Raw genomic sequence first — 19,812 nt, forward strand, 5'->3', positions numbered from 1 at the left:
TGGGGCCTAGTCTGGATACCAGAACATACCTTTGATGCCTTCTGGATCCGGCATGAAGCCCAGCCCTCGGTAGAAATCCACTACATGGGGGTCGGCAAAGAGGGTGACGTTGCTAATGTCGTCGCTGCGGAGCTTCTTGATCATCTGCTTCATCAGTTCCTTGCCCAGCCCTCGACCCTGAAAGTCGGGGTGTACTACCACATCCCAGATGGTAGCGTTAAAGGCATGGTCGGAGGTGGCCCGCGAGAAGCCAATCAGCCGCCGCCGCGCCCCCCGCTGCTCCCACATCGTTACCACGAGGTAGCTGTGCTGGATGGCCTTGCGAACCTTGCGAATTGGCCGTCTGGCCCAGCCCACCGCGTTGCACAGTTCCTCTAGTTCGTAGAGGTCAATCTCGCGGTCGGTGCTGAAAATGATGGTGCTGCTCCCCCGCTGCTCTGGGATCGCCTCTAACACCGTGCCAGAGGCTTCCGATTCTCCCGGTGTAGCACCATCGGATCCATTAAAGAGACTTTTCCAAAAACCCATGCAGGCACAGCCTAGTATTCTGAGGAAATCCGCAGACCAATTCTAATCTAAGAGGATGGCCTTATCCTAGGGCTTTCCTTCTATCCGTGCCATTTAAGTCGTTTAGGAGGGTGACTAACCGCTAAGATTGGCATCATCTGGGTTTTGCGTCGGGTTCGAGGGCGAATGCCAGCGGAGTTCAGTCTTGTCACCTAGCTGCCGTGGTTGGCTGATCCCATGGCCCCTGCCTCGTTTCCTCTGCCTCTCAAGGAGGAGGTGTTCGCATTAACGCAATGGAGTCTATCTTCTCTAAAATGGCCGTTGGCTTAAACTCCTCCACTGTCGATCTGTTAAAGCGCTTTAACAGATCGTTTCCGCAGTTCTATGAACAGTTTGTTAGCAGCGAAATCCAGCTTCAGAACCTGAGGTTAGCCTACCAGTTATATAAACAAAAAAAAGCTGTCATAGAAATTCGGCCAGAAAGCAGCAAAAGCGCCCTATTTTTTGTCTACCGAAATCAATCTTTTTTGCTCAGCGATATTTTTGGGGTTTTAGCTGCCTATGGCCTGACAATCCATAACCTCAGCCTCTATGGCCAAATTGCTCAGCCCATGCTGGTGTTTATAAAAATGGTTGTGTCGCGTGGTGGAAAGGCCCTCTCACCTCAAACCTCAGAAAATGTTTGTCGGGCCATTCAAGAATCCTTAGCAGGGCATTTTGAAGTTGAAGAAATGCTGTCGGTAGAGTTTAACCTCGATGCTGGACTAGAGGGAGTAGAAACTGAATTTTATGTAGACCCCGTGTTCCATTTACCAGCCTTGTTAATCGAGGCCAACAACCAACCAGGACTCTTTTATAAAGTCATGTATGCCGTGTGGCAGGAGGATCTACTGGTGGTCAACGCCAATCTGCTGGTGTGGCGTGGGCGCACCCGGCTGATTCTCTATCTGCTTGGCCCCAACGAAAACCTGATTCCCGAATATTTGGGTCACAAAATTGCCGAGGGGATACGCGCTCGGCTCACAGGCTAGGGTAGGATCGAGCTATGGCTACCGCGACCTATGGCTACCGCAACTCTTTTTGGCGTTCCCCATAACTACGAACTGACGGCAAGCAGCGACGCCACCCCTCTGGTGTTCGTCCACGGCTGGATGTTAAGCCAGCAATATTGGCAGCCCCTCCTGCCCTACCTCACCGATGCCCACCCCTGCCTGCGCTACGACCTGCGCGGGTTCGGGCAATCTTGCCACCACTTAGATCGGTATCAGCCCGGTCTGCCCGCCGCCGCCGAAGCTCTGCAATCCAGCGCCTCACCCTACGGTCTAGCTGCCTATGCCCGCGATTTGGCGGAACTGCTGCGTCAGCTTCAGCTTGGCCCAGTGTGGCTGGTGGGGCATTCCCTAGGGGGCAGCATCGCCCTGTGGGCCGCCCACTGCTACCCAGATCAAGTCAAGGGGGTGACGTGTCTAAATGCGGGGGGCGGGCTTTACCTAGAGCGCGAATTTAATCAGTTTCGCCAGGTAGGGCAAACCATTGTGCGGTGGCGAGCGCCCTGGATGCGCCACGTGCCACCGCTCACCTGGGCCATGATGCGGGCCTCGGTGGTGCAGCCCCTCGCCTATCGCTGGGGGCACCAGCGGCTAACGGACTTACTGGATGCCAATGCCGACGCTGCCCTAGGTTCCCTGCTGGAATCTACCACCGAGCATGAAGTGCACCTGCTGCCCCGTCTGGTCAGCACCCTCAAGCAGCCTGTTTACTTCATTGCGGGCGATCAAGATTCGGTGATGGATCTCAAGTTTGTGCACCACCTAGCGGGCTATCGCCCCGGTGCTCAAACTGGGGAAACCACCGTCATTCCCATCACCAACTGTGGTCATATGGCCATGCTGGAGCAGCCTCAGGCCGTGGCCCAGGCTATCCTAGCCCAAGTGCAGAACTACCCTGCCCCCGCTGAATCAGCCCTGCTATAAGCCCAGTCTTCTACCGACGAATCCACGGAACCCATGTCTTACCCTACCCCCGAAAACGGCTGGGTCAACACCGCCGACGGCCAAGATCCCACGGCCCTAGCCACGGCCCAAAGCCTCCTGACAGAAACCCTCTACGGCACCCTCTCCACCTGCTCTGTAGATGGCCTGCCTTGGGCTTCCCCCGTCTTTTTTGGCTACGACACCGCCTGGAACCTCTACTGGAGTTCTACCCAGGCGGCCCAGCATTCCCAAAACCTCTATGCCAACCACGGACGCGCCACCATAGCCATCTACCGCACCGACCAGCGCGAAGGCCAGGTGCAAGGACTGTATGTGTCAGGCATCGCTACCGAAGTGGAGCCCGCAGCGGTGGCCGATGTCATTCCCCTGCTGTTGCAACGGGGGAGCCCCGGTCAACAGCGCACCCCCGCCGATTACCTCGCCCTCTCGCCCCGCCGTCTCTATCGCCTGCAACCCCATCGCGTTTGGATTACAGGCCCCCGCATCGCCCACAGCCCAACTATCTTGATCGACACCAAGATTCAGCTCGACCTCAGCGCCCTCCGCCCCAGGTCATGACGCTACGGGATGTTGGCCGTAGTAGGGCACCGCTTCGGCCCAGTGGGGCCTATGGCCTGCCTGCCAATCTTGATAGGCCAGGGTCAGGACTTGGGCCACGGTGGGGGCTAGGTTATCGGTGGCGGTAACGGCCTGGATGGGGCCAGGGAACTCGGCTAAGGTCTGTTCCCAAGCGGCGGGGGAAACCACGTGTTCCGCTTGCAGGGTTTTGAGTCCGGTAGGAGTGGGTTGGTAGATGGCGGTGAAGCGCATCTCTCGCTGGGCTTTGAGGTCTACGGCGATGGCTGGGGCGTTGGTGAGGTCAAGATCAGGAGTCTGGTCAACCACAGATTGGGCTAGGGCGGCGAGGCTAGAGATGCCAAACAGCGGGATATTCAACTGTTGAGCCAGGGTGCGGGCCGTGACTACGCCGATGCGGGTTCCGGTGAAGCCCCCAGGGCCACGGGCTACGGCCAAAAAGGAGAGATCTCCCCAGGCGTAGGGATGGATAAAGTCCATCAGGGTGGTGTGCAAATGCATCGAGAGGTCGCGGCCAAAGTTCCACGTCTGGGCGCGGGTGATCTGTTCAAAGTCACTGAGCGCCAAGCCCAGGGCCGGACTGGAGGTGTGGAGAGCCAAACCTAGCATAGGGAAACGGGTCATGGGTGGGGACGATGCCCCCGGTCGTCGCCATCATGCCATAGATTCAGGGGCTATCGATGGAACGCACAAGGAAGCGTTGTACCCCTAGGTGACGACGATCCAGCCCCAAGGATTGGGGGGTCAGGGAAGCGTCTGGGATGCCAGATCAGGCTGATCCTGATCTCTGTGAGGGGCCAGGGGGGATCTGGGTGCCGCAGGGGCGTTTTCTCGATAGCTCAGCAACCGATACATGGCGGGAATATAGTAGAGAGCCAGCAACGTAGCGCCACCAAGGCCCCCGGCAATAGCAATGGCCAGGGGTGGCCAAAATCCGGTGGGATCCAGCAGCAGCGGCACAAAGCCGACGATGGTGGTCACGGTGGTAGCGATCACATGGCGGGTGGCATGGAACACGACGGCTTCCACGGCCTGGGGATAGCCAAGACGCGCTTCGGGGTCTTCTCTCAGGGCAGCTAGCACCACAATTGAGTCGTTGATAGCTAGGCCGATTAAGCCCAGGGTGCCGAGGATGGCGGTGAACCCAAAGATGGAACCAAACAGCTTGAGGGCCAAGGCCGCCAGCCCCACCGCCAACACGGCCACCGATCCAATCAACGCCGCTAGGCCAAAGGAGTTAAAGGACAGCACCAGAGTAGCCGTCATCAGAATGCTGAGCACTCCCACGGTGGAAAGCAGGTTGCCGATGGCAGACCCTCTGGCATCGGCTTCGCCCCCGTACTCAATGCGGTAGCCGGGGGGGAGTTCAAAACCCTGATCAACCAGCCGATTTTGAAGGTTGGCGAGGACGGTACTGGGCAATGCCCCGGCGGTGATAAAGCCCTGGACGGTGTTGATTCGCTGACCATTTCGGCGGCTAATGCTGGCAGTGTCGGGCACTAGGTCTAGCTGGGTGATCGCATCCAATGGCATCGGCCCCCCAGCGGTCACCATATCTAGGGCGGCGATGGCCCCTAGGTTCCCCTGATCCTGATTGGGCACCCGCACCCGCACCGGGATGTCGCGGCTATCGTCGAGGATGGATCCGCCTGTGCGCCCGTCTAAAGCGGCGTTGATCTGCACGGCAATGGCCTGGTTGTCTAGCCCCAATCGTCTGGCCTGGGGTTCATCCACGGTTAGGGCCAGCTTGGGTAGGGTTTCGGTGAGGGTAGCGCGAGTATGCACCACGTCGGGCACCTGGGCCAGTTCGGCCCGGAGGCGATCCCCCCAGGCCCGCAACCCGGCTATGTCTGATCCGTAGATCCGCAGCTCAATGGGGGCATCGAAGGGCGGCCCCTGTTCGAGCTGCTTCACCAACACCTGGGCCTGGGGAAAGGCGGCATCCAGATCCCGCTGGAGGGTTTGAATGGTTGGTCGAATGTGATCGGTGCTCGCCAGTTGGACAATGCCTTGGGCGTAGTTTTGGGCATTGCGGCGATTGTCTAGCACGTTATAGAAAAAGGGCGGTGCGGTGCGGCCCATAAACCAGTGGATTTCTTCAATGTCGGGATCCTGGAGGGCGAGTTCCCGTACCTGACTCACCTGGGTCTGGGTGGCGGCTAAGGACGCCTGGGTGGGTAACTCAAACTCAATCTGAATTTGGTTGCGGTTGGTGGGCGGAAAAAACTGCTGAGGTAGCGTCCCAAATACGGCAAAGCCCATGACCGGAAGGATTAACGACAGACCCACCCCCAGCCAAGGACGGCGAAAGACCACCCTCAGGCTCCATCGGTAGGCCTGGGCTAGGGTGTCGTTGGATAGACCGTCCTGCAACCATCCCCAGCCCCCCGGTATCGGGTTCCACTGGTGCAGCCGCCCGACCAGGGAGACGATCACCGTCAGCGACAGGGCCAAGGAACTTAGGAGCGCCAGGATCACCGTCAGGCCAATGGTGCCGATAAATTCCCCCACGCTTCCCGGCGAGGTGGCAATGGGCACAAAGGCCAGTACCGTGGTCAGGGTGCTAGCCCCCAGCGGCACCAGCAGATGGCGCACGGTTTCAGCCACCGCCTGCCCCGGTGCTATCCCCGTGCGCAGCCGCCCCTGCGCCTCATCTACCACAATGATGGCGTTGTCGATCAGTAGCCCCAGGGCGATGATGATGCCCGTCACCGACATTTGGTGCAACGGCACCCCCAGCGTCCCCATGGTGCCGAACACCATGAGCGTGGTGAGGGGCAGGGCCAGACCCACCAACAGGGCCGACTTCCAACCCAAAATCAGCAGCGATACCCCAATCACCAGTAGCGATCCTAGGATGAGGTTACTCACCACCCCATCCAGCCGCTGCTGCACGTACTGACTCTGATCGAGCACCACGGATAGCCCCATGCCTTGGGGCAACTCCCGACGAAAGTCCTCCAGCACCTCCCGCGCCTGCACCGCCCACAGATCGACCCGTGACGCCGATTCAACCTTGGCGGCGACGGCAATGGCCGGATGCCCATCCACCAGGGCCAGATCCGTTGGGGGATCCTGGGCTGCCTTGGTGACGATGGCCACATCCCCTAGCCGCGCCACCTGGCCCCTGTCTCCCGCTGCAAGGGGGATGGCGCGAATCTGCTCTAGGGTGCTGAGGTTGCTGTTCACCTCCAGCAGAAATTCGGTGCTGCCGCTGCGAAACTGCCCCGCCGACACCTTGGCATCACTGGCGGCAATCTGCTGGGCCAAGGCCGCCGCCGATAGGCCCAACCGAGAGAGTTCCGTCGCCGCGATATCCACCCGAATTTCTTCGTCCGGCTCGCCAAACACATCCACCGTCTCGGTGCCTGGGATGGCCCGTAGCCGATCCTCCAGCACCGCCGCCAGCCGCCCCATAATGGCGTAGTTGGGCGCATCGTCTTGCTGCCAAGTGAGGCCCACGATGATGGCATTGGCCTGGGTCGAGCTATCGGCGTACTCTGGCACGGAGGCATCGGCGGGCAGATCCGGCACGGCGTCATCCACCTTACTGCGCACCTTGGCCCACACCGAATCCACCTCGGCCACGGTCTCCTTCAACTCCACAGTGATCACAGAAATACCCGTACCGCTGGTGGATTGTAGGGATTCGACCTCCTCCAGTTCAAACAGGCGATCTTCAATCTTTTCGGTCACCAGGGTCTCCACGCGCTCCGGGGTTGCCCCCGGCAAGAAGGTGGTAATGCGGGCAAAACGCTGGACAATTTCGGGATCCTCCAGGCGCGGCAGGGTGAGGAAGGCGGAGAGGCCCCAGACCACAATCAGCACCAGGGTGAGGAGGAGAAGTTGGCGGTTTCGGTAAAAGAGGTTCATGGGGGTGGGGTAAACGGGTATCGCGGGCCAAGTGCCTTAGCCTTGGCGAAAACAGGTCTATTGGTGGTGCGATCCAGGGCTGATATTAGGGCTACAGATAATGGGCCTGACGGTACCAGGCGACCATATCGCTGAGGGTGATTTCCAGGGGGCGAAACTGAACACCCAGCTCACGCTGAGCCTTGGTGGAGTCGTAGGCCAGCCTTGCCAGCATGATTTTGACTCCCTCAATGGGGATTTCGGGCCTTTGCCCCGTGAGCTGCCCTACCCAGGTGGAGATGATCGCCAAGATCCGCATCCCCAGGCCCGGCATAGCCAGTTTGGGCGCGGGCACGCCGCTGACCGCTGACAGGTGACCCATGAGGTCAGCCGTGGAGTAGTACTCACCCCCGACCAAGTAGCGTTGGCCTGATTGCCCTAGGGAGACCGCCTTCACCATGGCCGCTGCCACGTCTCGCACATCCACGTAGGACATGCCCCCCGCAGGCCGAGCTGGCATTTTGCGATGCAAAGCGTTGAGGACAAATTGGCCCAGTTCCGTGGGGGCGGCGTCCTGGGGGCCAAGCATGGCACCGGGGCAGATCATCACCACGGGCATCGCGTGGGTCTGGGTAAAGTTGACCACAGCGGCCTCGGCCAGCAGCTTACTTTTAAAGTAGGGGTTGCTGTAGGTGATTGGGCCAGGGGGGGTCGTTTCATCGCCCGGTGAGCCGTTGGAGTTGAGGCCAATGCAGCCTGAGGAGCTGACGTAGATAGCCTTGAGGACTTGGGCCGCTGCCGCCACCTCCAGCAGTTCGAGGGTAGCGTCGATATTTAACCGCTGAAGCATGGGCCAGTGGTTGCCCGAAGCGTAGGATTCCCGGAAGTAGGCGGCGGTGTGGAACAACACGTCGCACCCCCGCAGTTCCGCTGCAAAGGCGGGAATAGCCTGCAAATCCCCTTGAATCAGGTGTACCTGGGGCAAGTCACCGAGCAGAAACTGGGCTTTCTCTAGATTGCGCACTAGGGCTTTGACGAAGTAGCCCTGATCCACCAGTTCGCGCACCAGGTTGCTGCCAAGTAGGCCGGTGCTGCCAGTAACAAATGCTTGCATAGGGATAGGTCTCCTAGGGATGGGTCTTATGGGGATGGGTCTTATGGCGAGCGCTTTCGCTTTATTGCGGAAGGGTGCGCCCCTAGTCCGTAAAGCTGACAGCCTGGCCGGGAACAACGCGATGGGTACCACTGCTGATGATGCGATCCCCCTCCTCTACCAACCCCTGGACGAGGACGCGGTCTCCTTCGGTGTGAATAATGTCTACGGGCTGACGGGCCACGGTCGCCCCAGCCTCCCCAGGGCTAGACTCTCCGGCACCAGAATCCCCGGTGCCAGACTCCCCCTCATCCGCAACCACATACACCGACCACAACCCCTGTTCCCCCTGCACAAGGGCCGTGGCGGGTAGCCAAAATCCCTGGGCTGGCTGCGTCTCGCGCAGAACGAGCCGGGCCGTTTGCCCCAGGGTGAGATCCTCTGACGTATCCAAGGTCAGCACCGCCGTCACGGTACGACTGGTGGCTTCCAACTCCGGCAGCAGGGCGGTGAGGGTGGCGGAGAAGGGGCGATCCCCCACTGCTACGGTTTGAACACTGCCCAGGGCAAGGCCATCGGCCATATCCGCCGGAATGCCAATCCGGGCTTCGGCCCTGGATCCTTCAAGGATCTGCACCACGGGCTGACCACCGCTGACCACCACCCCCTCATCCACCAGGCGATCACTGATCCGCCCAGAAAAGGGGGCCGTAATCACCGCCTTGGATAGATCCACCTGGATGGCCTGAAGGCTGGCATCAAGCTGGCGCACCTGGGCTGCCTGAGCCGCGATCTGCTCCGGGCGGGTTCCGGCCATTAGGTCATCTAGTTCGCTCTGGGCAGAGGCTAGGCGGTTTTCCAAGGCCTCGGTGCCAAAGGTTTGCTGATCGAGTTCCTCACGGGAAATCGCCCCCTGCTGGTAAAGATCGGCACGACGATTGCGCTGGGCCACCGCTAGGGACAATTGACGTTCCAGATCGCCCACGGCCCCCTGGGCCGCTGCAATCACCTGGGGACGAGGACCGTTCTGCAACTCACTTAGAAGGGCCACAGCCTGATCCCGCTGGGCCACTAACTGCTGGCGCTGAGCCTCTAGGGCGCGGGTGTCGAGGCGGGCTAGGGGCTGACCAGCCGTAACCCAATCCCCCTCCTGCACCAGCACCGCCATCACCGTCCCTGCCTGCTCAAACCCTAGGGCACTACGACGCTGGGCCACCAGTTCCCCCACATACTGACGTTCCACCAGGTAAGACTCCACGGGGGTCAGCGCCACCACCTCCACGGGTAGGGCATTGGCCCCAGGGGTTGCCGGGGCAGGACGACCTAGCCGCAGGCCCGCCACCGCCACCAAGGGCACCGTAGCCAGGGGCAACAGCCACCATCGGCGGGGTCGAAATTGCCAACCACCGGGCCGTTTGGCAATCGGCCTCGCAGGCTCAAGCCCCGTTGGGCCAGCCACCAAATTCACCGAATCAGAAGCGTGAGCCATAGCAACACCTTGTTGAGAGACAGCCACCAGCAAGAAAATCAGCCGACCGTGACCGAGATCGATAAACCCACTGAACCCGATCCCCTGGCCCCCCTAGCCGTCAATCCAACCAGCGCTGAGGGGTTGGATTGGGTGGTCAGGGATCAGCGCTCAGATATTCAACTTTTAGATATTCAACTTTTTTGCTATCACCCTAAAAAGTTATACTCAAAATGTTGAATATGTCAATGATGTTTCTCGCATCAACCTCCTATGGCCCTGTCCCACACAATTTTGGCGGTTTTGTCTCAGCAGCCCTACAGCGGCTACGACATCAGCAAACGGTTTGAAGAAAGCGTCAGTTGCTACTGGCAGGCCAGTCCGCAGCAGATCTACCGAGATCTGAGCAAAATGGAGCAGCAGGGCTGGGTCGTCTACGAATCGGTGCCTCAGGAGGGCAAGCCAGACAAAAAAATCTATAGCCTCACCGAGGCAGGACACACCGAACTATGCCGCTGGTATGCCGAACCCACGGAACCGACCCCCATCCGCGAAGACTTACTCGTTCGGGTATTAGCCGCTCCCTACGTGCCAGAGGGAGGGTTGATAGACGAGCTGCACCGCCGCCGCCAGATTCACGCTGACCAGCTCGCAAACTACCAAGCGATGGACGATCAATACCAGGCCCTGGCCGATCCGCCAGTGATCGAACAGTTTCGCTACCTCACGCTGCGTCGGGGGATGCGCTACGAGCAGGACTGGATTGACTGGATTGATGAAGTTCTGACCTTCCTGAACGCCCATGATCGAAACCCATGATCGAAACCCAGGGGGTTAGAGAGACGATCCACCTGAGGCGTTGATGGATACCTGGGCTGGGGTTCACGCTGGCTCAAAGAAGTCGGTTCAATTGAGCTAGTTCAATTGATTCAGTTCAATCTAATCAATTCTCGAGATTGAAATAATCGTTGTAGCCATTACTCTCCAAAACAAACATCTTTCTTAAGAAATGGGTCGCAGGTTATTGAGATCGCCACAATGGGCCTATGGCAAGGTGTACAGGCAAATCAGGATGGGGCAATTCGGGGAAAAAATGGGTCGAAATATGAGGAATTTCCCCCTAACTGTGTCGGTCATCTTATTATTTCGTGGGTGCGGGTATGTCAAAATGTAAGCGGTTTTTTGCCAACTCACCTCAGCTCTTGGAGTAGGCAGTCACAATGGACTCGATGGAACTTCTGTATCAATACGCTTGGCTGGTGCCAGTGCTGCCTCTGATTGGGGCGGCGGTGGTGGGCACGGGACTAATCTCCTACAGCCAAACCACCAGCAAACTGCGGCAACCCTCCGCCATCTTCATCGTCTCCCTCACCGGGATGGCGATGGTGCTTTCGTTTTTAATCTTTTGGAGCCAGTGGCAGGGCCACCCCGCCTACACCCAAATGTTCGAGTGGGCCTCGGCGGGTGATTTCCGCATCGAAATGGGCTACACCGTAGATCACCTGGCTTCGTTGATGCTGGTGATCGTCACCACCGTCGCCTTTTTGGTGATGATCTACACCGACGGCTACATGAGCCACGATCCGGGCTATGTGCGGTTCTACGCCTACCTCAGCCTGTTTAGCTCCTCCATGCTGGGTCTGGTAATCAGCCCCAACCTGCTCCAGGTGTATGTGTTTTGGGAGCTGGTGGGGATGTGTTCCTACCTGCTGATTGGCTTTTGGTACAACCGCAAACCCGCCGCCGATGCCTGCCAAAAGGCATTCGTCACCAACCGGGTGGGCGACTTTGGCTTGCTGCTGGGCATTCTGGGCCTGTTTTGGGCCACGGGCAGCTTTGATTTCGACATCATGGGCGAACGGCTGACGGAGTTGGTCAACGTCGGTAGTCTGGCCCCCAGCGTTGCGGCGATTTTTGCGGTGCTGGTGTTCCTTGGCCCGGTGGCCAAGTCGGCCCAGTTCCCCCTCCATGTGTGGCTACCCGACGCCATGGAAGGCCCCACCCCCATCTCCGCCCTAATCCACGCGGCCACGATGGTGGCGGCTGGGGTGTTCCTGGTGGCGCGGATGTATCCCGTGTTCGAGGACATCCCCACGGTGATGACCGTGATTGCCTACACCGGGGCCTTCACGGCCTTTATGGGGGCCACTATTGCCATCACCCAAAACGACATCAAGAAAGGGCTAGCCTTTTCCACCATGTCCCAGTTGGGCTACATGGTCATGGCCATGGGCGTTGGGGCTTACAGTGCCGGACTGTTCCACCTGATGACCCACGCCTACTTCAAGGCCATGCTGTTCCTCGGCTCCGGCTCCGTCATCCACGGCATGGAAGCGGTGGTCGGCCACGATCCCGTGCTGGCCCAGGATATGCGGCTGATGGGCGGTCTGCGCAAGTATATGCCCGTCACCGCCTACACCTTTTTGATCGGCACCCTGGCCATCTGCGGCATTCCCCCCTTCGCCGGATTCTGGTCGAAGGATGAAATCCTGGGAGCCACCTTTGCCGCAAACCCCGTCCTCTGGGCCGTGGGCTGGCTGACGGCGGGGATCACGGCCTTCTACATGTTCCGCATGTATTTCTCGACCTTTGAAGGCGAGTTTCGCGGCAACGACGAAGGCATCCGCCGCGACCTGAAGCGGGCGCAACTGCAAAAGATGGGCCTCTCCCTTGGCCCTGGGGCGATGAACCCCCAAGAGCTGACCCTCGATGCCGATGATCACGACCACGACGATCACGGTCACGACCACGCCCACGAACCCCACGAATCCCCCCTGTCCATGACCTTTCCGCTGATGGCGCTGGCGGTGCCCTCGGTGCTGGTGGGTCTGCTGGGGACACCCTTCGCCAACTACTTCGAGGCGTTCATCCATCCCCCCAGTGAGGTGTTTGACGCTGCCGAAGCCGCCGAGCACTTCGACCTCAACGAGTTTGTGCTGATGGCCGGAAGCTCCGTTGCCATTGCCACCGTGGGCATCATCATCTCGGTGCTGATGTACCGGACGAAGGTGATTGATCCCAAGGCGATCGCCGCCAAGATCCCCTTCCTGTACAACCTGTCCCTGAACAAGTGGTACGTGGACGACATCTACGAGGTGGTCTTCGTTCAGGGCAGCCGCAAGCTGGCCAAGCAAGTGCTGGAAGTGGATATCCGGATCGTCGATGGTCTGGTCAACCTGGCGGGCTTCGTCACCCTAATCACCGGGGAAGGGCTGAAGTACCTGGAAAATGGCCGTGCCCAGTTCTATGCCCTGATTGTGTTTGGGGCCGTACTGGGGCTGGTGCTGCTGTCGGGTGTGACTTAACTTCTCGCTCAGTAGATAACGGACATGCTCCTTGACCGAGATCCAGCCCTCACCCTAAATCCCTCTCCCAACTTGGGAGAGGGACTTTGAACTACTTCCGGCTCCCCTCTCCTCCCTGGGAGAGGGGCTGGGGGTGAGGGCTACGAGGACTGTGCTATCCATTGAATCTCTGGACTCAAATTCCCCTTTATTCAGGGGGATCTAGGGGGATCAGATTTTGATTTCCTTCGTTCGTATAAAAACTGTTGCGATTTTGCCCCATTTTCAAGATTTTCCCGTTAGATACATAGCAAGGCCAGATACAAGCAAGGCCCGCCCCTTGGCAAACCGTCCCTCTGACACCACGCCCCTTTGACAAACCGCGACGAGAAACAGCTCTATGGACCTCGCGACTTTTCCTTGGTTAACAACCGTTACCCTGCTGCCCTTGGTGGCCTGCATCGCCATTCCCTTTTTGCCCGACGACAATGGCAAAACGGTGCGCTGGTATGCCCTGGTGGTGGGGTTGATCGACTTCGTGTTGATCGTCACCGCCTTCTACCTCAATTACGACTTCAGCAACCCCGGCCTCCAGCTCGTGGAGAGCTATACCTGGGTGCCCCAGCTTGATTTGAAATGGTCGCTGGGTGTCGATGGTCTCTCCATGCCCCTGGTACTGCTGACCGGGTTTATCACCACCCTGGCGGCGCTGGCGGCGTGGCCCGTCACCCTCAAGCCGAAGTTCTTTTACTTCCTGCTGCTGGCCATGTATAGCGGCCAGATTGGGGTGTTTGCGGTGCAGGATATGCTGCTCTTCTTCCTGTTCTGGGAACTAGAGCTGATTCCGGTGTACCTGCTGCTGTCGATTTGGGGCGGCAAAAAGCGTCTCTATGCAGCGACCAAGTTCATTCTGTACACGGCGGGCGGGTCGCTGTTCATTCTGGTGGCGGCGCTGGCCATGGCCTTCTACGGCGATACCGTCACCTTCGACATGACTGCCCTGGCGGAAAAGGTCTACCCCATGCGGCTACAACTGCTGCTCTATGGGGCATTCCTAATCGCCTACGCCGTCAAACTGCCGATTATTCCCCTCCACACCTGGCTCCCCGATGCCCACGGCGAAGCGACGGCCCCAGTACATATGCTGCTGGCGGGGATTCTGCTGAAAATGGGCGGCTATGCCCTGATCCGCATGAACTTTGGCATGTTGCCTGAGGCCCACGCCTACTTCGCGCCGATTCTGGTGATCCTGGGCTGCGTCAACATCGTCTATGCGGCCCTGACCTCCTTTGCCCAACGCAACCTGAAGCGCAAAATCGCCTACTCCTCCATTTCCCACATGGGCTTTGTGCTGATTGGGATTGCCTCCTTCACCAGCCTGGGCCTGAGCGGTGCCGTGCTGCAAATGGTGTCCCACGGGTTGATTGGGGCCAGCCTGTTCTTCCTGGTAGGGGCCACCTACGACCGCACCCATACGCTGATTCTGGAAGAAATGGGCGGCGTGGGTAAGAAAATGCCCAAAATCTTCGCCATGTTCACCGCCTGCTCCCTAGCCTCTTTGGCGCTCCCCGGCATGAGCGGATTCGTGGCCGAGTTGATGGTCTTCGTCGGCTTTGCCACTAGCGATGCCTACAGCCTCACCTTCCGCATCATTGCCGTCACCTTCATGGCCATCGGCGTGATTCTCACCCCCATCTACCTGCTGGCGATGCTGCGGGAAATCTTCTACGGCCCCGAAAACAAAGAACTGGTGGAACACGAAGAACTGGTAGACGCCGAACCCCGCGAGGTGTTTATCATCGCCTGTCTGCTGGTGCCCATCATCGGCTTTGGCCTCTATCCCAAAATGCTGACCCAAATCTACGACTCCACCACCGAAAAGCTCAACACCCGCCTCAATCAGGTGTTTGTCTCCCAAGGGGATGCAGCAGAGCTAACGGTGCCCCTAGCGGCGTTGCCTGTCCTCAAAGCGCCCTCAGTGAGTGAACCTGGGGTCTAGATCGTCCGGTTATGTCTCAGCTAGGCGGGTCTGTCCTTGGGCAACCCGCCTTTTTTCGTTTTCAAATCGCACATTCAGCAGCATGGCATCTTGATTTGATGGCAAGTAGTCGGGCCACTGTGATTGTGACCACAAAAAAGCCCTGATCTCCCAGAGACCAAGGCTAAACCATTCTGGAGGTAAAAGAGCGGCTGGATCTCTCCCCAGCCGCTCGGTTGATGGAATTAGGAGGCCGCTTGGCGTTCCTTGGCTTCCTTGATCACCGTTTCTGCCACGTTGGCGGGGCAGGGGGCATAGTGGGAGAACTCCATGGAGAACTGACCGCGCCCAGAGGTCATCGTCCGCAGGTCGCCAATGTAGCCGAACATTTCGCTCAGGGGCACATCGGCCTTCACCCGTACCCCGGTGAGGGTGGGATCCTGGGACTTGATCATGCCGCGACGACGGTTGAGGTCGCCGATCACGTCGCCCATGTAGTCTTCGGGGGTGAACACGTCCACCTTCATCACGGGTTCCAGCAGTTGGGGGCCAGCCTTGGGCAAGGACTGACGATAGGCCGCTTTGGCCGCAATTTCAAAGGCGATGGCCGAGGAGTCCACGGGGTGGAAGCCGCCATCGGTGAGGGTAACTTTGAGGTCTACCACGGGGTAGCCCGCCAGCGGCCCTTTGTCGATGCTGGTTTCAAAGCCCTTTTGCACCGCAGGCCAGAATTCGCGGGGCACGTTACCGCCCGTCACCTTCGACTCGAACACAAAGCCGCTCCCTGGTTCACCGGGCTCGACGATGTAGTCGATCTTGGCGTACTGACCGGAACCACCGGACTGCTTCTTATGGACGTAGCCATCGGGCAGCGTCTTGGTGATGGATTCACGGTAGGCCACCTGGGGCTTGCCCACCTCCACTTCCACGCCGTGGGTGCGCTTGAGGATGTCCACCTTGATGTCCAAGTGCAGTTCGCCCATCCCCTTGAGGATGACTTCGCCGCTTTCTTCATCGGTTTCCACCTGGAAGGAGGGGTCTTCCTGCACCATCTTGCTGATGGCCATGCCCATTTTCTCGTTGTCGCCCTTTTTCTTGGGGGCCACCGCAATGGAGATCACGGGGTCGGGGAAGACCATCGGTTCTAGGGTGGCGGGGTTTTTGGGATCAGCCAGGGTGTGCCCGGTCTGCACGTTTTTCATGCCGATCAGGGCCACGATGTCGCCCGCCTGGGCCGATTCCACCTCTTCCCGGTCGTTGGCGTGCATTTCCACAATCCGGCTGATCCGCTCGGTTTTGCCCGTGGCGGTGTCGAGGATGGTGTCGCCCTTCTTGATTTGGCCAGAGTAGAGTCGGGTGAAGGTGAGGGCACCGAAACGGTCGTCCATGATCTTGAAGGCCAGGGCGCGGAGGGGCTTCTCCGGATCCACGTAGGCAAAACCGCCCGTGGGGTTGCCTTCCAGGTCGATTTCGGGCTGGGGAGGCACTTCCGTGGGGCTGGGCAGGTAGTCTACAACGGCATCCAGGACAAGCTGCACGCCCTTGTTCTTGAAGGAGGAACCGCAGTAGGTGGGGAAGAAGGCCAGTTCGCGGGTGCCCTTACGGATGCAGGCTTTCAGCTCGTCGATGGAAATTTCTTCGCCTTCGAGGTACTTTTCGAGGGCTTCTTCGTCTTGCTCAACCGCCAGTTCTACCAGCTTCTCGCGATATTCTTCCACCTGATCCACCATGTCGGCGGGCACATCGGTGATTTCGTAGTTCTCAGGCTTGCCAGAATCATCCCAGATCCAAGCCTTGCGGGTGAGCAGATCGACCACGCCCACAAAGTCGTTCTCGGTACCAATGGGCAGCACCATCACCAGGGGTTGAGCGGCCAGCACGTTCTTGACCTGCTCCACCACCTTGTAGAAGTTGGCCCCAATCCGGTCGAGCTTGTTGACGTAGATGATCCGCGCCACCTTGGAGTCGTTGGCGTAGCGCCAGTTGGTTTCCGACTGGGGTTCTACCCCGCCGGAGCCGCAGAACACGCCGATGCCGCCATCTAGCACCTTGAGGGAACGGTATACCTCGATGGTGAAGTCTACGTGGCCGGGAGTGTCGATGACGTTGAACTGGTGCTCTTTCCAGAAGCATGTGGTGGCTGCCGACTGAATGGTGATCCCCCGTTCCTGTTCCTGCTCCATGAAGTCGGTGGTGGCGGCACCATCGTGCACTTCGCCGATTTTGTGGATGCGGCCTGTGAGGGCCAGGATACGTTCGGTGGTGGTGGTTTTCCCCGCATCTACGTGGGCGAAAATACCAATATTTCGGTAACGGGTGAGATCTTTCGTGGGCATAATAACTGCTTCTCCGGATTCTGTGCGACAGGCCGCTGGCGACCACCTAACAAGGGTGACTCAGACGGGTTCTGGGTTGCCCTGGTAGCCATTTACAAGAGGATTCTCTATCACGCGAGCATGACGACGAGTCTTGGGTGAGGCTGCGGTAACAACGCCTAGTATGAACTATTGTAAAACCCCTAGCCCCCTTCTTGGAATAGGCCGGGATGGCGAGGGGATTTTACGCAAAGCTTATCTAGCATAGCCGGATTAAGCCCCCATCGTGTCTGGCAACCTGCCCCAAGCCCCAAGCTGATGTGGGGAATTGTAGATATTTGGCCGGAGGGCCTTGGTGGGGGGGCGCAAGCCTGCAAAGTCGGCTGTTTTACTCTGCCGTTTTGCAAGTTTTTTGACAGCGAGGGGGGTGCTGGTTATCCAGGCAGCTCTGGCTATCCGCTCCGGTCAAAGGTTCCCAAGACCACCGTGAGCCTACCGTCGGGCCTTAAAACATCTCTGGGCAAGTCAGGTTTTAAAGTGGGGGGTTAGACTAGGAAGCAGCCCTAGCTAGGCTCCCCATGGGGGTGCCCAGGCTTGGGGCGCTGTTTACTTGTCGGCCCATGTCTATGCGTTTTTCTGGTCAGCCTGCCCGCTCCCACCGTTCCCAATCCCTGCGTACGACCGCCACAGGGGCCATTACCGTGGGTTGGTTGTTGCTCCAAAGCTTAATGCCGCTGCCCCCAGCCATCGCCCAGGGATCTGCCGAAAACGGTCAAATGTCCTACGGCGAGTTTTTGAACAACATCAATGCGGGCCTCGTGGAAAGCGTTGAACTCGACGAAACTCGAGGGATTGCCTACGTCACTCTAGAGGGCGATGCATCGGGACAGCCACCGCATCAGGTGCTACTGTTTGCCGGAGAGCGCAACCCAGAACTGATCCGCACCCTGCGCGACAATCAGGTGGATGTGAACATTCGTGATACCAGCGGCAGTTCGGCCCTGGCTTGGCTGGCGACCAACTCTCTGCTGGCGCTGATTTTGATTTTGGGCCTGCTGATGCTGCTGCGCCGAGGGGCTGCCGGGGCCGGAAACGCCATGAACTTTGGCCGCTCCAAGGCCCGCTTCCAGATGGAGGCCAAAACCGGGGTGGTGTTCGACGATGTGGCCGGGATCGAAGAGGCCAAGGAAGAACTGCAAGAGGTGGTGTCCTTCCTAAAAAGTCCCGAAAAGTTTACGGCCATTGGCGCACGGATTCCTAAGGGGGTGCTGCTGATTGGTCAACCGGGCACCGGGAAAACCCTTCTGGCCAAGGCCATCGCTGGCGAGGCGGGGGTTCCTTTCTTTAGTATTTCCGGCTCAGAGTTTGTGGAAATGTTTGTGGGGGTGGGGGCCTCCCGCGTGCGCGACCTGTTCCGCAAAGCCAAGGACAACGCCCCTTGCATCGTGTTCATCGACGAAATTGATGCCGTGGGTCGCCAGCGGGGCGCAGGCATCGGCGGCGGCAACGACGAACGCGAACAAACCCTCAACCAGCTCCTCACCGAAATGGACGGCTTTGAGGGCAACAGCGGCATCATCGTCATCGCTGCCACCAACCGGGTGGATGTGCTGGATACGGCCCTGCTGCGACCCGGACGCTTTGACCGCCAGGTGGTTGTCGATCTGCCCACCTACAGCGGACGGCTGTCCATTCTGGAAGTTCACGCCCGCAACAAAAAAATTGAGCCGGAGGTGTCCCTAGAGGCTGTTGCCCGTCGCACTCCTGGGTTCTCCGGGGCTGAGCTAGCCAACCTGCTGAACGAAGCTGCCATCCTCACCGCCCGCCGCCGCAAGGAGGCCGTCACCATGCAGGAAATTGAGGATGCCATCGACCGCATCACCATCGGCCTCAGCCTCACCCCCCTGCTCGATAGCAGCCGCAAACGCATGACCGCCTACCACGAAGTCGGCCACGCCCTGCTCACCACCCTGCTCACCCACTCCGACGAGCTGAACAAGGTGACAATCATCCCCCGCTCCGGCGGCATCGAAGGCTTCACCCAGTCCCTACCCAACGAGGACATCATTGACAGCGGCCTCTACACCCGCAACTGGATCGTGGATCGGATTACTGTGGCCCTGGGGGGCTTTGCCGCCGAAGCCGAAGTGTTTGGCGACGACGAAACCTCCACCGGAGCCAGCGGCGACATCCAGCAGGTGACCAACCTGGCGCGGCAGATGGTGACGCTCTACGGCATGACCGACCTCGGCCCCGTGGCCCTAGAAAGCATGGATAACCAGGTATTCCTGGGCCGCAACCTGATGCCCCGCAGCGAAGTGTCCGAGGAGATGGCCAGTAAAATTGATGCCAAAGTCCGCGAGATTGCCCTTACCTGCCTGACCCGCGCTCGTCAGCTTTTGCGCGATAATCGTGTGCTGATGGATAACCTTGTGGATCTCCTAATGGAGCGGGAAACCATCGACGGCGATGAGTTTCGCCAGATCGTCAGCCAACACACCGAAATCCCTGAAAAGTTCTTGGTAAAAGCTAAGTAGGTAGCTGGGAAAATCATCCGTCAAGCACGCTGAGGCGTAGTCAGGCGCTTGACGGATGGCTGAGGATGGCAACGGGCAAAGATGAGGTGTACACAGGCTCCAATCGACTGAGGTACAAATTTCCAACTATAATGCCATGGGCTAAGGAGCCATCACCAAATTTCTCGCACCTATTTTCTATAGCCCTAACAAAGCTTGAAGAAACTCC

Annotated in this window: 13 protein-coding genes; 7 read left to right on the forward strand and 6 right to left on the reverse strand. The window is 58.9% G+C overall.

Annotation, left to right across the window (positions count from 1 at the left end):
* Positions 1-6 precede the first annotated feature (6 nt).
* Positions 7-528 carry a GNAT family N-acetyltransferase gene (locus tag GFS31_RS10015; RefSeq protein WP_198804707.1) on the reverse strand — a complete coding sequence of 174 codons (522 nt, stop codon included), beginning with the start codon at positions 526-528 and terminating at the stop codon, positions 7-9.
* A 272-nt stretch (positions 529-800) separates the two neighbouring features.
* Here GFS31_RS10015 and GFS31_RS10020 point away from each other — a divergent pair, with 272 nt between their 5' ends.
* From GFS31_RS10020 to GFS31_RS10030, 3 genes are read left to right on the forward strand one after another with little or no spacing between them, the layout of a single operon-like run.
* Positions 801-1,538, forward strand: coding sequence for a hypothetical protein (locus tag GFS31_RS10020; protein ID WP_317135020.1), 738 nt, complete (start codon positions 801-803; stop codon positions 1,536-1,538).
* A 30-nt stretch (positions 1,539-1,568) separates the two neighbouring features.
* Positions 1,569-2,480 (forward strand): alpha/beta fold hydrolase, encoded by a 912-nt coding sequence (locus tag GFS31_RS10025; protein ID WP_198804708.1) that lies wholly within the window; start codon positions 1,569-1,571, stop codon positions 2,478-2,480.
* Positions 2,481-2,513: 33 nt separating this feature from the next.
* Positions 2,514-3,059, forward strand: a complete 546-nt coding sequence (locus GFS31_RS10030) for a pyridoxamine 5'-phosphate oxidase family protein (protein WP_198804709.1) — start codon at positions 2,514-2,516, stop codon at positions 3,057-3,059.
* Here GFS31_RS10030 and tsaB read toward each other — a convergent pair.
* From tsaB to GFS31_RS10050, 4 genes are all read right to left on the reverse strand, one after another.
* Positions 3,054-3,701, reverse strand: coding sequence for a tRNA (adenosine(37)-N6)-threonylcarbamoyltransferase complex dimerization subunit type 1 TsaB (tsaB, locus tag GFS31_RS10035; RefSeq protein ID WP_225907366.1), 648 nt, complete (start codon positions 3,699-3,701; stop codon positions 3,054-3,056). The genes GFS31_RS10030 and tsaB overlap by 6 nt on opposite strands.
* A 120-nt stretch (positions 3,702-3,821) precedes the next feature.
* Positions 3,822-6,950: an efflux RND transporter permease subunit gene (locus GFS31_RS10040; protein WP_198804710.1), complete on the reverse strand. Its 3,129-nt coding sequence runs from the start codon at positions 6,948-6,950 to the stop codon at positions 3,822-3,824.
* A 91-nt stretch (positions 6,951-7,041) separates the two neighbouring features.
* Positions 7,042-8,043 carry an NAD-dependent epimerase/dehydratase family protein gene (locus tag GFS31_RS10045; protein WP_198804711.1) on the reverse strand — a complete coding sequence of 334 codons (1,002 nt, stop codon included), beginning with the start codon at positions 8,041-8,043 and terminating at the stop codon, positions 7,042-7,044.
* Positions 8,044-8,125: 82 nt separating this feature from the next.
* Positions 8,126-9,511, reverse strand: a complete 1,386-nt coding sequence (locus GFS31_RS10050; RefSeq protein WP_198804712.1) for an efflux RND transporter periplasmic adaptor subunit — start codon at positions 9,509-9,511, stop codon at positions 8,126-8,128.
* 252 nt (positions 9,512-9,763) lie between these two features.
* Here GFS31_RS10050 and GFS31_RS10055 point away from each other — a divergent pair, with 252 nt between their 5' ends.
* From GFS31_RS10055 to GFS31_RS10065, 3 genes are all read left to right on the forward strand, one after another.
* Complete coding sequence (locus tag GFS31_RS10055; RefSeq protein WP_198804713.1) at positions 9,764-10,309, forward strand: PadR family transcriptional regulator; 546 nt, start codon at positions 9,764-9,766, stop codon at positions 10,307-10,309.
* Between the two features lie 410 nt (positions 10,310-10,719).
* Entirely contained in the window at positions 10,720-12,795 is a 2,076-nt protein-coding gene (locus GFS31_RS10060) for an NAD(P)H-quinone oxidoreductase subunit 5 (protein WP_198808150.1), read from the forward strand.
* Between the two features lie 379 nt (positions 12,796-13,174).
* The gene (locus tag GFS31_RS10065; RefSeq protein ID WP_198804714.1) at positions 13,175-14,773 is read left to right on the forward strand and encodes an NAD(P)H-quinone oxidoreductase subunit 4; all 1,599 of its coding nucleotides are present in this window, start codon (positions 13,175-13,177) and stop codon (positions 14,771-14,773) included.
* A 224-nt stretch (positions 14,774-14,997) separates the two neighbouring features.
* On the opposite strand, the gene fusA is transcribed toward GFS31_RS10065, so the two are convergent.
* Positions 14,998-17,088, reverse strand: a complete 2,091-nt coding sequence (gene fusA, locus GFS31_RS10070) for an elongation factor G (RefSeq protein ID WP_198804715.1) — start codon at positions 17,086-17,088, stop codon at positions 14,998-15,000.
* A 605-nt stretch (positions 17,089-17,693) separates the two neighbouring features.
* Between fusA and ftsH the strand changes: the two genes are divergently transcribed.
* A complete protein-coding gene (gene ftsH, locus GFS31_RS10075) occupies positions 17,694-19,604 on the forward strand; it encodes an ATP-dependent zinc metalloprotease FtsH (RefSeq protein WP_317135021.1) in 1,911 nt (636 codons plus the stop codon).
* The last annotated feature ends 208 nt before the right edge of the window (positions 19,605-19,812 follow it).

Origin of the sequence: Leptolyngbya sp. BL0902, assembly GCF_016403105.1 — a bacterium.
Classification (GTDB): domain Bacteria; phylum Cyanobacteriota; class Cyanobacteriia; order Phormidesmidales; family Phormidesmidaceae; genus Nodosilinea.

What these genes read in the sequence shown, in the direction of transcription:
- GFS31_RS10015 (WP_198804707.1), bottom strand. Translation starts at nt 528, where the DNA reads ATGGGTTTTTGGAAAAGTCTCTTTAATGGATCCGATGGTGCTACACCG.
- GFS31_RS10020 (WP_317135020.1), top strand. Translation starts at nt 801, where the DNA reads ATGGAGTCTATCTTCTCTAAAATGGCCGTTGGCTTAAACTCCTCCACT.
- GFS31_RS10025 (WP_198804708.1), top strand. Translation starts at nt 1,569, where the DNA reads ATGGCTACCGCAACTCTTTTTGGCGTTCCCCATAACTACGAACTGACG.
- GFS31_RS10030 (WP_198804709.1), top strand. Translation starts at nt 2,514, where the DNA reads ATGTCTTACCCTACCCCCGAAAACGGCTGGGTCAACACCGCCGACGGC.
- tsaB (WP_225907366.1), bottom strand. Translation starts at nt 3,701, where the DNA reads ATGACCCGTTTCCCTATGCTAGGTTTGGCTCTCCACACCTCCAGTCCG.
- GFS31_RS10040 (WP_198804710.1), bottom strand. Translation starts at nt 6,950, where the DNA reads ATGAACCTCTTTTACCGAAACCGCCAACTTCTCCTCCTCACCCTGGTG.
- GFS31_RS10045 (WP_198804711.1), bottom strand. Translation starts at nt 8,043, where the DNA reads ATGCAAGCATTTGTTACTGGCAGCACCGGCCTACTTGGCAGCAACCTG.
- GFS31_RS10050 (WP_198804712.1), bottom strand. Translation starts at nt 9,511, where the DNA reads ATGGCTCACGCTTCTGATTCGGTGAATTTGGTGGCTGGCCCAACGGGG.
- GFS31_RS10055 (WP_198804713.1), top strand. Translation starts at nt 9,764, where the DNA reads ATGGCCCTGTCCCACACAATTTTGGCGGTTTTGTCTCAGCAGCCCTAC.
- GFS31_RS10060 (WP_198808150.1), top strand. Translation starts at nt 10,720, where the DNA reads ATGGAACTTCTGTATCAATACGCTTGGCTGGTGCCAGTGCTGCCTCTG.
- GFS31_RS10065 (WP_198804714.1), top strand. Translation starts at nt 13,175, where the DNA reads ATGGACCTCGCGACTTTTCCTTGGTTAACAACCGTTACCCTGCTGCCC.
- fusA (WP_198804715.1), bottom strand. Translation starts at nt 17,088, where the DNA reads ATGCCCACGAAAGATCTCACCCGTTACCGAAATATTGGTATTTTCGCC.
- ftsH (WP_317135021.1), top strand. Translation starts at nt 17,694, where the DNA reads ATGCGTTTTTCTGGTCAGCCTGCCCGCTCCCACCGTTCCCAATCCCTG.